Genomic DNA, 14,476 nt, shown 5'->3' on the forward strand with positions numbered 1-14,476 from the left:
GCTTTCGTTTTGACACGTGCACAATGATGCCCTCCGCGCTGGATCATCCGATACGGAAACCAACGATGGCCGAAAGATTGCTTCCCACTTGGACACTGGTGCACACGTAAGCTGGATTGCGCCATCCGGGTTTCCCGTCCGGCAAGTCGTTCGTTTCGAAACATCAAGTGCAGCAACGAAGGTGGTGACCCATGGGCAGGCACAGTCGACCTCCGCGGCCGATGGATGCGGTAGCGGTACTGCTGGGCGTGGTGGCGATGGTGGCGGCGGGTTCCTCCGTCATCCGAATGGTCCGTTGCCGCGGATGAAGCAGTATCGGAGCTCCGGCCACGTCAGGCCGGTGAACGGTTCAGGTAGCGAGTTGTGTTGTGAGCCAACGCCAGAACGCCGGATAGTCGGCGTCGATGGTGACCCACGTCGGATGGCCGGCCGGGTCCATGCTCATCCGGGCATCGCCGGCGACGGTGATGGTGGGGCGCGAGAGATCGACGAAGGGCAGGTCGAGCCCAACGGTAAGGGTGAGCGGGTCATGTTGTTTGCTGGCCGGGTGACGGAGCGCGAACCAGCGATCGAGATGAGTAGCGAGCAACGCCGCCCAGGCCGGGGCATCGGTCGCGGAGAGAGTCTTGTAAACCCCGGTACCGGCGTCGATTTCCATCTCTTCGGTAAAAGTGACATCGGACAGCACGAGGGTCAGCTCGGGCACGGTGGCGACCACGTAGCGCGCGGCATCGGGATCGAGGCGGAAATTGTGTTCGGCACGGGACGGATCACGGTAGTTGATGGCGCCGCCCATCTGAGTGACGACAAGTTGTTCGGCGAGGTCGGGCACCGTCCGCAGGACGTGTGCGAGGTTGGTGAGGGGACCGCATCCGATCCAGCGAACCGGCCCGTGCGTAGCCGCGCAGATCTCGGTCACGGCGCGCAGAATATCGCCGGATTGAGGTGCGATGGTCGACGGTGTCATGCCGTCGACAACCCAGTAGCGGGTATTCCCGAGGTCGGCGCCGGCGACGACCGGAACATCGAATCGTCCCAGGAGATTCAGCAGATGGCGGGCGAATTGCGCTCGCTGACCGCCGTTTTCGTCGGCTGTGATCACCAGCGCGAGTTCAGGTTGCCGCGCAGCGCAGGTGAGGGCGATCGCGTCGTCCGGATCGCCGCCGACATCGGTATCCAGGATGATCGGCGTGCCGTGCACACGAGGCGGTGGCGGCCCGGCGGCGCGTAGCTTGTCAGCGAGGGAGGAGAACTCCGGGTAGCGGTCGGCGAACTCCAGCATCGCCGCCGAGGCGGACTCGAGGGTCTCTTCGGTCTCGTCGTAATCACCCATCAGATGGTCCTTCCGGTGCGGCTGAGCCCGGTGACAGGGCCGTGCGTTCGTGATGCTCGACGTAACGTCTCTTGTCTGCGAGGGGGAGTTGTCGGTAGTCGCGCCATACTGCGATGGACGCGGCCTCGTCGAAGTCTCTGGTGGCGGTGCGTAATCGAGGGACCAGGTTCTTGTCTTCACGACGCACGAACGAATCCGCGAGCGCGTTGAATGCGGGGTCGCCGGTGTCGTCGCCGTCTACCCATGATCGCACTTTTCGGATGTAAGCGCGGGCTTCTTCGATCAAATCCTGTCGATAATCCAGGCCCGCGTCGGCAAGATCCGCAGCGGTGCGTGCCCGATTGGAAACAGCTCGCTGAGCGACGTCCATGATCGCCATTCGCACATTGGAATCGTTGTATTCCGGCCTGATCACCAACGGAACGATTTGATCTGCCGAAGAACGCTCGGCGGCATACACCGGGTTCCCGCGCTCGTCGTGCCCGACAGTCGAAGCCATCGGCCCGTGCATGAGATCTTCGAATACGACGCCCGGGGGTTTCTCCGCGAATATCCTTGCCGGATCATCGGGGTCGGCGGGATGGACAGAGTCGGACGATATATGCAGGAAATGTCCAGTCTTCGTGCCCTTGTTCGGATCGTGCTCGAATTCGATGTGATGCAAGAACTCACTACTGTAGTTCGCCTTGGGCCACGCTGCGGAAACCTGCTCCTGAATGGTACCTCTGGCACCGGAGTCGACGAATATGATATGAGCGCCAGGTGTCGTGATCGGAAGCCCACTGCTGAGCAGATGACGCTGTGTCCGGAGTGCAGCGCCGGGCACCTCTCCGGGATCGATCATGGTCCGGTCGCGCATTTCTTCGATTTCGGCGAATTTCTGCCCGGTCTCCTCTTCTTTGTTCTGCAGGACGTTTTCCATACATCGCCGGGAAAGATGGACCGGTCGGCAATGTGCCTCGTAGAACCTAGGGTCGAGTTCAGCGATGGCCATGCCCAGAGTCCGGCCGTCTCGGCAGGTGATGGCGACGACCGCGTCAGGCCATTTCTCGATCTTGCCGCGCACACTCTCGAGTATCCGGCGAGCGCCTTCGACGGCGAAGGGAGCCGCGGTCTCCGCAATGATGTTCATGGCCTTGCGAACTGCCATGATATGGTCGGGACTTTCGACTCCGTAGGTAGCGCAGACTTCGCCGACGTGCCGCTCTGCACGCGCGTCCGCCTCCGCGAGAATTCGTTCGCGAATGGATTCCGCCTCGGCGTCCGGGCGCGAGTCGCCGGGTGCGATGTGTCCGTCGCCCTGGGCTGCGGGACGATCGAGCCCGGTGGCGGCCGCGGTTGATCCCACCGCTTCGTCGGCCACCGCGCTATCGAGACGCGTACTCGGCGACGCACTCTCGACAGCCGTCCGCTCCTCCTCCCCGGGAGGGTCGATAGTGCGTAGCCGGCTTGTGTCGGCGGGGCCGCGCGGCCGGCCCGTGGTCTCCGGTTCCGGAGCATGCGCTTGCGGCCCATCACCGCCGTCGGCCGGGCGTGGCGGTTCGATGCTTGTGCCGGAGCTGCCGTCGACCGAGGTCGACGGCTTGGACGTTGCTTCGTCATCGGGCTGGAGTGTGGTCCGGTCATGCGGGTCGGGACGGGCTTCTACGCTCATCGCGTGTCCTGAACAATGGGAATGACAAACTGAGCCGCCCTCGGCGGGCGGGCTTTTCGATCAGGCCGGTTCATCTCGCGGCGTCGCCGACCGAGCACGGTAAGCCCGGGAAGACTTCAGGGCGCCCAACCCTGGAAAGCGATCCTCCCGCCGTGCGGGCCCAGGACGGCTTGTCCTGAGCCGAATATCTGTGCGCGGCGGAGCACGGCACGAACTCGGGAACAGAATCTCGACGCTCACCAACTCCCCCTCCCGGCTACCGCTGGACTGTCGGCTGATTCCAGAAAGACCAGCGGCCACCGCGTCAGGCCGTTCAGATACGAGGTGGCATGGCGGAGCCGTTGCTCGATCGCGACGGCCTGGCTGAGCTGGTCGATACAGGTCGAGAGCACCATCGGATCCGGCCCGGTCACGATGTGCGGATCGCACCAGGTGTCCGGGTGCGCGTCCAGGAGATCTCGTTGCTCCGCGAGCGTGGCCCCGGGCAGATGCAGTCCGCGCCGCAACCATGTGCCGGTGGCAGGATGCGGACGATCCTGGGGCAGGGTGGCGTCCTGTAATGCTTGTTCGACATCGGACCACCGGTATCGCCCTGCCTGCCAACGGGATTCGTCCTCATCGCAGGGGCCGGGCACACCGCGAAACGAAGCATCGGCGAGCACCCGGAGATGATGTGCGAGTTGCTCGGGCGGGAAGTATCCGGCCAGTCCGGCGTAGCGACCGTCGATCGCCGTACGGATTCGATGACCGATGGCTTCGGCGAGGATCGCCGGGGCCGCGCGATCACGCCACCCCGCGATCCATGCGGTATCCGGGCACGGGCTGGACCGCCCGACGAGATGTGCGAGCAGGATCAGCTCGATCCATAAAGTCAGCCGCGGGTCCTCGGCCAGGACATGCGCGCAGTGCAGATCTCGCAGCAACAGTGGCGTTTCGCGGGGAATCGGCGACAAAACCGGAGTTCGGGCCGCTCGACGGGCTTCCCGAGACTCGCCGAGTGGTACGTCGATGCGCACCGGCCGGTCCATCCCGTCGGTGAACACGACGGCCCTGCCGGGCGGGAGCGATACGACGTGACGGGACTGCGCGGGGGAAAGGTTCATCGTGGCGCCGATGAGGTCGCGATCCTCGGCAGCCGGCAACCTGTGCACCATCTTGAGCGCGGTGTTCTTGACGACGTCCGGTGCGATCTTGCTCGGGATCTGTTCCGCCACGATGATTCCTTCTCCGTAGGCGCGGATCTCGGCCAACAGTCCGGTGAAAAGTTCCACCGCGTGCGCGGAGGGGCTTCCTGGTACCGCACGCCGGAGCAGCCGATGCGCCTCCTCGATCACCGTTACGTGGGTCAGCCCTGGCTCCCGATCGCGCGCACGGCGGATGCGAAGGTGTTCGGCGATGCGGATGAGGACTGCGCCGATGAGGAATGCCTTGTCGGTATCGGTGCCGATGTCTTCGATTTCGATCACCGTGTCGGCGGCGAGAAGCGCGGCGGTGTCGAGCCGGTAGCGGCCGTCGAAAAACCGCCCGGGAGTGCCGAGCCGAAGCGCTCCCAAGCGCACATCGATGAATCCTCGGACGTTGTCGGTCACCTCGCGCCCATAGCCGATGGAATCGACGACTCGCATGGCGGACTTCTGTAAATCATCAAGCCTCGGGTAACGCGGTGACAGCCCCTGGCGGTGGGGCTTACCCAGAACCAGATCCCAGCCGAGGTCGGTATAGCAGCGTGTCAGCGCGTGGGACAGCACCTGCGGAAACGGCTCGGCTGCGTCGAAAGCGGCCAGGAACAGTGCGCGGACCAAGTCGATGTGGGTCTGGAGCGGAAACCCTGGTTCGGGCTCCAGGGGATTGATCCCGGCGGGGACCGCGTCCAGATCACCGGGCCGGATCACCGAAACCGGTGCGTCGATTCGCCCGGCCATAGTGGCGTATTCGGCTTTGGCCGGTTCGATCACCAGCCACGGTATTCGTGCGGCATGCAGTTGTTCGAGCATATGCCGCACGGTCTGCGACTTTCCCGAGCCTGTTGCGCCGGAGACGATTCCATGTCGATTCAGGGTTTCGCGAGATACGGTGAACGGATGCAGCGGCACGCCGGCATCGTCGAGAACCGAACCGAGAGCGATCTCGCCTTCCCGTTCGGGGGTCAGGTCGAACAAGGCCGTTTCCACCATCCGGATGCCGGGTAACTCCCGGCGCGGCGGCCGCGCCAGCACGGCCAACAGTTCGGTATCCGCGACGAACGGTGATCTACCACCTTCGTCGTCACCGGAGACCTTCGCTGCCCAGACCTCATCGACAGCGGCAGTCGTCGTATGCGGAGCAAGGACATGACCGAGATCTTCGAGATCCGCCGCACTGCACAGTAATCCAGCGGCCTGACGAGTGCGGGGGAGGTCGACGCCCCCGACGAGCACGTGCACGTGCCAGAGCCCGGCCGTTCGCGCCCGGGACAGCTCCCGGTATCGAAATTCCTTACGCTGCAGGGCAACTCGATCCAACTCGGATTCATGACGAGCACGCAGCCGCGGCAACTGCACCTCGAGCTCGGCCAACTTCTCGTCGACCTCGCGGACGGCAACCGGTGATGCGACGACCAGCCATACGAACCTGTCCGGCAAATGGCTGACATAGTCTTCGAATCCGCCATGACGTGTTCGGGCCGACGCTCCCGCCGGACGAAGCCACAGCGAGTCCGCCCGACCAGTACATCGAATCCACACCGGAAGTGATTCCCATTGCACTGCAAGGGATTCCGTGTTCACAGCACATGCTTCGGCACCGGGCGGAAACAAGACTCCGGCCCGTTGACGCCCGGACTCGTGTACCAATGGAGAACCAGGCCGACCGCCGACCAGTACTCGCATTCGGCGGTCGGCGCCGATTCTGTCCCACGCCACCGCAAGTGCGGCACCTGGGCCCGCAACAGAAAGATCGGCATGTGCGGCGGTCAGCGCCGCGAATATCGCCGTCTGTGTGGGCTGGTGTGCTGCCGCACCTGGTGTCTCGCCATCGGCGACCGGCAGCGGTTGCGGGACTGTCAGTAGTTGGTGGAAATGAAAGCCGCTCAACATGGCGCCACCGCCGTCCCGGTTCTCGGTTCCGCGGCCACCCGGTCCAACATCGCGATTCCGGGATTGCAGTCCCCCGCCACGATCCTGCGACCACCACCGCCCGTCTCCACCCACACGAATGCTGTAGCCGGCAGTGATTGAAATGTCGTCGGCTCCATGACGTACTCGTAGGCCCTGGTCCACCCGCGCGAATCGGAAGTGCTGTCGGCCTGCGACCAACTCCTGGTCTGTGACCATGTCATGGCCCGTGACTGCGAGTCGGAGGTGCCGCTGGAGGTCGGGGAGAAGTTATCGGTCACGGTGGAGGTCAGCGAGTCGCCCACCGTGTCGGAAACCCCATCGGTGAAGCTGCGGCCTATCTGCTCGGTCAGCTGGGATAGCACGAACGTGTGCCCGCGCCCCACGAAATCGGCCGCTGCCGCCGCTTCACCGGCATGTCCGAGCCGCATCAGCACTGTTGCAGTGCCCGCTCCCCCCAGCAGCTGCATCTGTTCGCCGCGCAGGTGCTCGCACATCACGATGAGCCGCATTCCCACTCGACCGGCATGACGAGCCAGCGACTCCAATTCGGTGGGCCCCAGATGGTCCGCACCGGCCACCACCACCGCATCTCCCATCCGGTGGTCCAGAGCGCGGATTTCGTGCAGGACCCGGAAGAACACGAAACGATCCAGCAGGTCCTTACGGCGGGCGTTCGCGTCGGCGGTGGCGATCACCCGCAAACCTGCCCGCGGCCACAGTGGTCCCGATAAGGAATACCCACACGGCAGACCACCCAGCAATCGCATCGTCGCGGAGAGAAATCGAAGCTCCTCCCCCACGGAGGGCCATTCCGATCCGATATTCTCCGTCGCCCGATTCAGTCCGCGGATCTCGTCCGTGGACAGGCACGATTGCCGGTCGATATCGAGAGTCCGGCGCATCATCGCCAATCCCGCTGCCACGCGCTCGAACGTGTGCGGTGAATCCAGACACTCCACCACTGCCTCGACAAGTTCCGCATCCACCGCCTGCCGCATACCGTCGCCCTGCCGCCCACGCGCTGTCGCCAGCACCTCGGCCACGAGCTCACCGGCCTCCGCAGGCGGCAATTCCTCCACGCCGACCACTCCGTCGGCGGGCACCCGATCCACCCGCACCTGGTATCCGACGACCTCCGCCAAACTTGCCAGATCCGACGCCACGCTCCGCTCGGAGAAATCCAGCACCAGCAGACTTGCCCCCGTGAACTGTAGCGAAAGTCCCAGTGTGACAAGCAGACTCGACCACCCGTCCGTCGTGCCGCCGAAAACGTTCACGTGGGCCCACTGGCCCATGGGCTGCAGCGGATACCACAGGACCGTCGATGCCACCCGGATCTGCTCGCGCCGATCATGTTCGGCCACAGCGGATCGCCACTGGGTCACCGCACGACCGAATCGCAGCTGTTCCTGTTCGAGACGCGACTTGTAATTCCGCCGAGCCGCGCCGTAGCGCATCCCCGACACCGTGCACCAGGCCAGGACGGGAACGATCAGGCCTGCGCCTACCATCAGCCAATAGGCCAAGCCCCACGAAGCAGCCCACGCGGCCATGACGACCGCAACCGCTAACGCGGTGCGCGCACGGCGATCCCGCGCACGGCTCTGCTGCAATGCCTCGGGCTCCGGCAAACCAACCCAGTGAGGAGCCTGTTCACGCAGTGGACTCGGCACCGCCGGCACCGGGACCACATACTCCCAACCCCACCGCTCCTGCGGAACCAGCAAACTAACCGCCAGATCACGGCGAGTCTTCGGCAAACGATCCATGGCTTCCCCCCGGGAAACTATGACGCGGTAAACCCCTGTACGTCACAACAGAAACAGAATAGGAGTCGGATGCACGGTCACCATTCGATTGTTACCAAACAGTATCCCGACGAGATCGCCTTCCTCGAACACGGGATCACTACCCACGAGCCAGCCATTGAAAGCAACCTTTCGAAATGAGATCGAGTTCTTGCTTTGCATTTGCAAGAACATCCGTCCTTATTACCCCGATTGAAATCGACTGGTCGGTACTTCATGGCTGCGGTAAAAATTCAGGCGATCGACACTTCGGGTTCAGGCATAACGATGAAATATCACCAACGAGACTTCGTTAGGTATTCGATCCGCAGGAATAGGCAATCACGGTCAGGCGCTACCTACCGGGGGTTCCACTTCCGCGAGCGTCAACGGTCCGGCGAGGGTCGGACCTCATCGGCGTATTGTGCGCGCACGGCCCGGTTTCCCGCCGCGCGAACCCGACCGCGTCGCCGATCGTGACGGACTCGTTGACAGAGCGCCCGAAACGTATTGCGAGACAGCGGATATGGCAACCGATTCGGCAGGACTTCGGATCCTGCGATAAACCGAACGAGTCTGCCTGCGATCGCCACCGTCGCCGTCCTCCCGCACGCCGAATACCGTTCGCGCAGGAATCGGTCGGCCGAGCGCTTCGGCTTGTTCGATCCAGGCATTACTGATATTTTCATCGGTTATGAGTATCTCACCAGTCTAGGCCCCTGAGGTCGACAACTCGCCGCCGCACGGCCGATGCAGGCGACGGTCTGTGTCCGTGGCGCTCTGAGCCCTGCTCACTCCGTGCCGCGTGGTGAGCATCGGCTCCGGCGCGGTGGGCGAACCCGACCGGGGGCCATCGGGCCCGGGACGTGGGCACGACACCGATCCGACCCATCCGACATTTCCATGCGTATTTGCTATATATGCTGGCAAATGGCGTTACATTACCGTGGATGCCGACTTGCGCGTGGTCGGTCCCCGCCCAATGCGTGCATCCGGCCGATGCGCGAACTCGGTGAAAGGTCCTCGGGATGACGATGATCGCCTGGATGACGCGGCGGCTCGCGGTGGTGGCGGTATTGCTGGCGGCGGCCGCTCCGCCCGCGCCGACGGCCACGGCGGCGCCGGCGAATCCGGAGCTGGGACATGTGGGGCGCTGGATCACCGATGCCGAGGGCAGGGTGATCACCGTGCACGGCGTGAATCTGGTGTACAAGTATCCGCCCTTCTATCCGGCGGCCGGGGGGTTCGGTGATCGCGACGCCGCATTTCTCGCGACGCACGGGATCAACGCGGTACGGCTGGGATTCGCGTGGAGCGCTGCGGAACCGCGACCCGGCGTCTACGACGATCGGTACATCGCGCAGATCGCGCAGACTCAGCAAATATTGGCCCGGCACAATATCTATTCTCTGGTGGATTCCCATCAGGATGCGTTCAACAAATCGGTCGGTGCGAGCTGGGACGGGTTTCCCGATTGGGCGACATTCTCCGACGGACTGCCGCCCGGGCCGATCCCGGGCCTGTTCGCTGCCTACACGCTGAGTCCGGCACAGAATCGGTCCTGGGCCAATTTCTGGGGTGATCATCCGGCACCGGACGGCGTCGGCGTGCAGGAACACTATGCCGCCATGTGGTCGCATATCGCGCGGCGATTCGCCGGCGAGCATTACGTGCTGGGCTACGACCTGATCAACGAGCCGTGGCCGGGCGTAACGCAGCCGGCGTGTCTGCTGGACGGTTGCCCCGAATTCGCGCGCGACGCACTCGGCGCCCTGCAAGGCAAAGCGATGACGGCCATCCGGGAGGTGGACCCTCGGCATCTGCTGTTCTACGAACCGTTCGTCACCACCGATTTCGGCTCGCCGGTCCGGATGCCTAACCCGACCGGAGATCCCCGGGCGGGTATGAGCTTTCACGATTACTGCCTCGGGCCGATCCGGACCTGTCCGCAGAACGGTTTCGACAGCACCCGCGCGGCCGGCACCGCGGGGCTGGTGACCGAATTCGGCGCGACGCGGGACGCGGCGATGTTGGCGCGGGTGACCGGCAGCCTGGATGACAACATGGCTTCCTGGATGCTGTGGTCCATTACCCAGAATCAGCTGCCGGGTCACAGTCAGCAACCACCGACCGGGCCGAATCTGATCGCGCCCGCGGAAGCGGTCGTGCGCCCGTATCCTCCGGCCATCGCGGGCACGCCGCAGGGATGGCACTACGACCCGGGCACCGGAACGTTCGACCTTCGATACAGCACCGCTCGCCCGGATTCGGGCCGTCCGTTCGCCGGTGACGTCCGCACCGAGGTGGCTCTGCCCAGCTTGGATTATCCCAATGGCTACCACGTCGACGTGCACGGCGCCGACGTGGTCTCCGCGCCGGGCGCGGAACTGTTGCGATTGCGGAGCGTTCCCGGGCAGTCCGAGGTCCAGCTGACCGTGACCCGCCGTTGAAGTGCCGGTCTACATCGGCACCAGGGTTTTGAGCCAGCCGTCCTCGCGGCGATCGAAGGTCTCATAGGCTTCGATGAAGGAGGCCGGCTCGGCGTGCTGGGTGATGAACCGGGTGGGGTCCAGATCGCCGCGGTCGACTCGGGTCAGCAGGCCCGGCACGTACCGGCGGTGGTTGCAATTGCCGCCCTGCACAGTGAGATTGCGATTGACCACCGCGCCGATCGGATACCTGTCGAACGTCGGCGGGTACACGCCGATGACGCCGATGGTGCCCGCCTTCGCCACCGATTGGGCGGCCCAGCGGCCGACCAGGCTCGGCGCGTCACCGACCAGCCACTGGCCCTGGTCCAGATTGCCTTCCGGTGCCACGTCCCGGCGCTCCCGGTCGAAAGTATCGACGTCGGCCGAATCCGGTACGGCCGGACCGGTTTTCGGGCGCTGGGCGTCCACTCCGACCGCGTCGATCACCCGGTCCGCGCCGATACCGCCGGTGAGATCACGGGCGGTGGCCACCGGATCCTCCGCGTTGAAATCGATCGGCTCGGCATTCTGCGCCCGTGCCCGCTCGAGCCGGTCGGCGATACCGTCGACGACCAGCACTCGCCCGGCGCCCTGCCGTTTCGCCGCGGCGATCGCGCACTGACCGACCACACCGGCGCCGAACACCAGAACGGTGTCACCCTCGGTGACCTGCGCGAGTCGTGCACCGAACCAGCCTGTCGGCAGCACGTCGGACACCATGATCGCCTGGTCGTCCACGACCCCTTCGGGCACCTTGACCAGGGTGTTCGCCGCGTACGGAATCCGGGCGTACTCCGCCTGCAATCCGTCGACCGGGCCGGTCCCCTCCGGCCCGCCGAAGAAACTCGTACCGGCCTGCGGTCCGTTCGGATTGGCCACATCGCACTGCGCGAAATACCCAATGCGGCAATACGCACAGTGACCGCAGGACATCGTGGAGCACACCACTACCCGGTCGCCGGGGGCGAAACCCCGCACCGCCGAACCGGTTTCCTCGACCACGCCGACCGCCTCGTGGCCCAGCACCGTACCGGGCAGCATCCCGGGCATCGTGCCGCGCACCAGATGCAGATCGGTGCCGCAAATCGCCGACGTCGTCACCCGGACGATCGCATCGGTCGGCTCCTGGATCTTCGGATCCGCGACCTCGTCCAATCGAATGTCGCCGACACCATGCCAGACCACTGCTTTCACGTCGCCTCCTCGATATGCACGCGGCACCAACCCGGCCGCCGAATCCCGGCCGCCGGCCCGCTACGCGTGCGCGATTTCGGTCTGCGCCGTGCTACCCCTCGAGGTCACCGGCAAACCAACGCTCGGCCGGGGCCGAGCGGAACGCGCGGTGCAGGACGTCGTCGCCGAGACGCTGTCGAGCGGTGCATCGCACGGCCGACGATGGTCAGGGAAGGTGCAGGGCCAGGATGGCGGTGTCGTCGGTGACGCCCGCACCGAGTGTGCCGAGCAATTGAACGACCGCGGCGACGGCGTCGGTGGCCGAGACTGGAGCCAGCTCGCGAGCGAATTCGAGGAGCGCGGTTTCGCCGTACAACCCGTGGCCGGTGCGGGCCTCGAGTAGCCCGTCGGTGTAGAGCAACAGGGTGTCGCCGGGCTTCAATTCGACACTGGTCGAGGTGATCCGGGCATCCGGAAGTACGCCGATCAATTGTCCGCCCGGGGTCGGGAGGTAGTCGGCGGTGCCGTCGCCGCGAAGCAGCAGCGACGCGGGATGGCCGCCCGAGGCCAGAGTGACGGTCGCGCGCGGCCCATCGGGGTGTTCGCGGTCCACCGTGAGCCGGCCGTAGACGACGGTGCAGAAGCGTGCGTAGTCCAGGTCACGCACCATCACGTCGTTGAGGCGGCGCAGGACCGAGACCGGGCCCGGGTCGTAGACCGCGGCGGCACGCAGGGTATATCTGGCCAGCGAGGTGGTGGTTGCCGCGGTGACACCCTTGCCGCAGACATCGCCGAGGAACAGCCCCCAGGCTCCGGGCGCGATGGGAAACAAGTCGTAGAAGTCTCCGCCGACCTCGTCGGCCGTGGCGGCGTGGTAGTGCGCGGCGACGTCCAAGCCGGGCACCGGTTCCAGGGCCGAGGGCATGAGAGTGCGCTGGAGGGTGGCATTGAGCCGGTGCAGGCGTTCGCGTTCGCTCTCGGCCTCGCGGCGCGCGCGCAGCAGTTCGGATTCGTACGCACGGCGCTCGCGGGCATCGAAGATGGTGGTACGGACCAGCAGTGGTTGCCCGTCGGCGCCGGTCTTGACCGTCGAGGTCACCAGTACCGGCAGCCGGGTACCGTCGGCGGCCTTCAATTCCAGGGCTATCCCGTTGACATGGCCCTGCATTCGCAGCAGCGGCGCGAAGTGGGTCTCGTGATACAGCCGGCCGCCGACGGTGAGCAGGTCGTTGAAATGCCGCCGGCCCACCAGGTACTCGCGTTCATAGCCGAGCCACCTCAACAACGTGGCGTTCACCTTCGCGATCCGCCCGTCCAGCAGCGTCGAGAGGTAGCCGCACGGCGCGTTCTCGTAGAGATCGTCGATATCGTCCTCGAGCAAGGCCATGAATTCCGCGCGGCGGCGCGGATCATCGGACTCGAACCCGAGATTCCGGGGATCGGGAACGTCCGTCCCGTTCATAGACTGCGCGCGAAATCGATGATTATATCCGCGGTTTCGCCGGGGGCGGCCAGTTGCGGGCAGTGCCCGCTCGCGGTCAGGGTCGTCAACCGGCTGCCGTCGATGCGCTGGTGAACGAACTCGCCCACTTCGGTCGGCGCTATCGCATCATCGGAGCATTGCGCCACCAGGGTCGGAACCGTCACCGCGGACAAGTCCTCGCGATTGTCCGACAGAAATGTCACTCGGGCGAAGGCCCTCGCGATATCGGGGCGGGTGCGGCAGAAACTCGTTTCCAGCTCTTCCGCCAATTCCGGCCGCTGCGGGTTGCCCATGATCACCGGCGCCATCGTGCCCGACCAGCCCAGATAGTTCGAGTCCAGCAATTCGAGCAGTTCCTCGATATCGCCGGCGCTGAAGCCGCCTCGGTATCCCGACTCCGGATCGTCGATGAAGCAGGGATTCGGCGCCAGCAAAACCAGCCCGGAGAACAGTGCGGGCTCGGCAGCCGCGGCCAGCACACCCATCATCGCGGCCACCGAATGCCCCACCAGGACAACAGGTTCCGGACTCACGGCCCGGCACACCTGCCGGAGATCATCGGCATATCCGGACATGGTCGAATACCGTTGCGTATTCCATTCCGACAGATCCGATCCACCCGAGCCGACATGATCGAATCGCACAACGGTGAAATGTGGTTCGAGCAACGGCGCCAGCAGCCGGAAGAGCCCCTGGTCACAACCGAACCCGTGAGCGAGCACCACGGTGCGCTCACCGGCCCGGCCCGACACGACCACCCGGTTCCGCGCCACCACATCACTCACACCTGCCATGGTCCCAGATCCTGGGCGAATAGCTCGCTTATACCGCCTGACCTCGGGTTTCCAGCGGTAGGACCCAGACCTGGGCCACGCGGCGGGCCGCCGCGGCGATGCCGTGGGTCAGCCGCGCGCCGGAGCCTGCGCCGTGTCCGCGAGGGCGCTGGGCAGATCGTCGTAGAGGTCGAACATCCGGTCCAGACCCGTCACCTCGATCACTCGGCGCGCGGCCGGTGAGGCCGTCACACGCAGCGGGCGCGGGGCGGCGAGCTGCGCTGCGACCTGCAGCACGCTCAAGCCCGCGGAACCGAGAAATCCGACCCGCGACAGGTCGATCACCACGGCGGTGTCCTGTCCGGCGCGCTCGATGACGGCCCGGAGGCTTTCGACCCGGGCCTGCAACTGCGGGGCGGTCAACGCGTCGACCTCGCCCCGCACGGACATCACCACCGCACCGTCATCGGTGCCGATTTCGATGTGCAGAACATCACCGTCACCGGAAGCCGATCGATCCACGGACATCACGCGCATCCTCACTCTCTAGCACTGCACAGCACACGACATTGCTCGGTCCCCCGCGGCAAGATTACCGACCGGAGGCGATTTCAAACGCTCGGGCAACCCCCGGTTTCGGTGGCGCGGGCGAATTCCGGTCGCTGGACGCCCGACCGAGAAGGGCCCGGTCATCGGGTTGCGCGGCA

At 65.2% G+C, this 14,476-nt stretch carries 9 protein-coding genes; 1 reads left to right on the forward strand and 8 read right to left on the reverse strand.

Annotation, left to right across the window (positions count from 1 at the left end):
• Window positions 1-349: 349 nt before the first annotated feature.
• The 4 genes from AC5WS7_RS34035 to AC5WS7_RS34050 all read right to left on the reverse strand — a co-directional run bounded on the left by AC5WS7_RS34035 (window position 350) and on the right by AC5WS7_RS34050 (window position 7,851).
• Window positions 350-1,333 (reverse strand): nucleoside hydrolase, encoded by a 984-nt coding sequence (locus AC5WS7_RS34035; RefSeq protein ID WP_495958730.1) that lies wholly within the window; start codon window positions 1,331-1,333, stop codon window positions 350-352.
• The gene (locus AC5WS7_RS34040; RefSeq protein WP_495958731.1) at window positions 1,326-2,987 is read right to left on the reverse strand and encodes a hypothetical protein; all 1,662 of its coding nucleotides are present in this window, start codon (window positions 2,985-2,987) and stop codon (window positions 1,326-1,328) included. Before AC5WS7_RS34040 ends, AC5WS7_RS34035 begins: the two co-directional genes overlap by 8 nt.
• Before the next feature lie 236 nt (window positions 2,988-3,223).
• Window positions 3,224-5,608 (reverse strand): ATP-binding protein, encoded by a 2,385-nt coding sequence (locus AC5WS7_RS34045; protein WP_495958732.1) that lies wholly within the window; start codon window positions 5,606-5,608, stop codon window positions 3,224-3,226.
• 446 nt (window positions 5,609-6,054) lie between these two features.
• Window positions 6,055-7,851 (reverse strand): hypothetical protein, encoded by a 1,797-nt coding sequence (locus tag AC5WS7_RS34050; protein ID WP_495958733.1) that lies wholly within the window; start codon window positions 7,849-7,851, stop codon window positions 6,055-6,057.
• A 1,046-nt stretch (window positions 7,852-8,897) separates the two neighbouring features.
• On the opposite strand from AC5WS7_RS34050, the gene AC5WS7_RS34055 reads away from it, so the two are divergent.
• Complete coding sequence (locus tag AC5WS7_RS34055; RefSeq protein WP_495958734.1) at window positions 8,898-10,319, forward strand: cellulase family glycosylhydrolase; 1,422 nt, start codon at window positions 8,898-8,900, stop codon at window positions 10,317-10,319.
• A gap of 9 nt (window positions 10,320-10,328) precedes the next feature.
• On the opposite strand, the gene AC5WS7_RS34060 is transcribed toward AC5WS7_RS34055, so the two are convergent.
• The 4 genes from AC5WS7_RS34060 to AC5WS7_RS34075 form a co-directional block, all read right to left on the reverse strand.
• Entirely contained in the window at window positions 10,329-11,534 is a 1,206-nt protein-coding gene (locus AC5WS7_RS34060) for an alcohol dehydrogenase catalytic domain-containing protein (RefSeq protein ID WP_495958735.1), read from the reverse strand.
• Window positions 11,535-11,739: 205 nt separating this feature from the next.
• Window positions 11,740-12,975, reverse strand: coding sequence for a PP2C family protein-serine/threonine phosphatase (locus AC5WS7_RS34065; protein ID WP_495958736.1), 1,236 nt, complete (start codon window positions 12,973-12,975; stop codon window positions 11,740-11,742).
• Entirely contained in the window at window positions 12,972-13,790 is an 819-nt protein-coding gene (locus AC5WS7_RS34070) for an alpha/beta fold hydrolase (protein WP_495958737.1), read from the reverse strand. Before AC5WS7_RS34070 ends, AC5WS7_RS34065 begins: the two co-directional genes overlap by 4 nt.
• Window positions 13,791-13,898: 108 nt before the next feature.
• Window positions 13,899-14,297, reverse strand: coding sequence for an STAS domain-containing protein (locus AC5WS7_RS34075; RefSeq protein WP_495958738.1), 399 nt, complete (start codon window positions 14,295-14,297; stop codon window positions 13,899-13,901).
• Window positions 14,298-14,476 lie beyond the last annotated feature (179 nt).

This window comes from Nocardia sp. PLKS1-43 (assembly GCF_059510335.1).

Excerpts from the sequence above, each read along its gene's own strand:
- AC5WS7_RS34035 (WP_495958730.1), bottom strand. The coding sequence starts at position 1,333 with ATGGGTGATTACGACGAGACCGAAGAGACCCTCGAGTCCGCCTCGGCG.
- AC5WS7_RS34040 (WP_495958731.1), bottom strand. The coding sequence starts at position 2,987 with ATGAGCGTAGAAGCCCGTCCCGACCCGCATGACCGGACCACACTCCAG.
- AC5WS7_RS34050 (WP_495958733.1), bottom strand. The coding sequence starts at position 7,851 with ATGGATCGTTTGCCGAAGACTCGCCGTGATCTGGCGGTTAGTTTGCTG.
- AC5WS7_RS34055 (WP_495958734.1), top strand. The coding sequence starts at position 8,898 with ATGACGATGATCGCCTGGATGACGCGGCGGCTCGCGGTGGTGGCGGTA.
- AC5WS7_RS34065 (WP_495958736.1), bottom strand. The coding sequence starts at position 12,975 with ATGAACGGGACGGACGTTCCCGATCCCCGGAATCTCGGGTTCGAGTCC.
- AC5WS7_RS34070 (WP_495958737.1), bottom strand. The coding sequence starts at position 13,790 with ATGGCAGGTGTGAGTGATGTGGTGGCGCGGAACCGGGTGGTCGTGTCG.
- AC5WS7_RS34075 (WP_495958738.1), bottom strand. The coding sequence starts at position 14,297 with ATGTCCGTGGATCGATCGGCTTCCGGTGACGGTGATGTTCTGCACATC.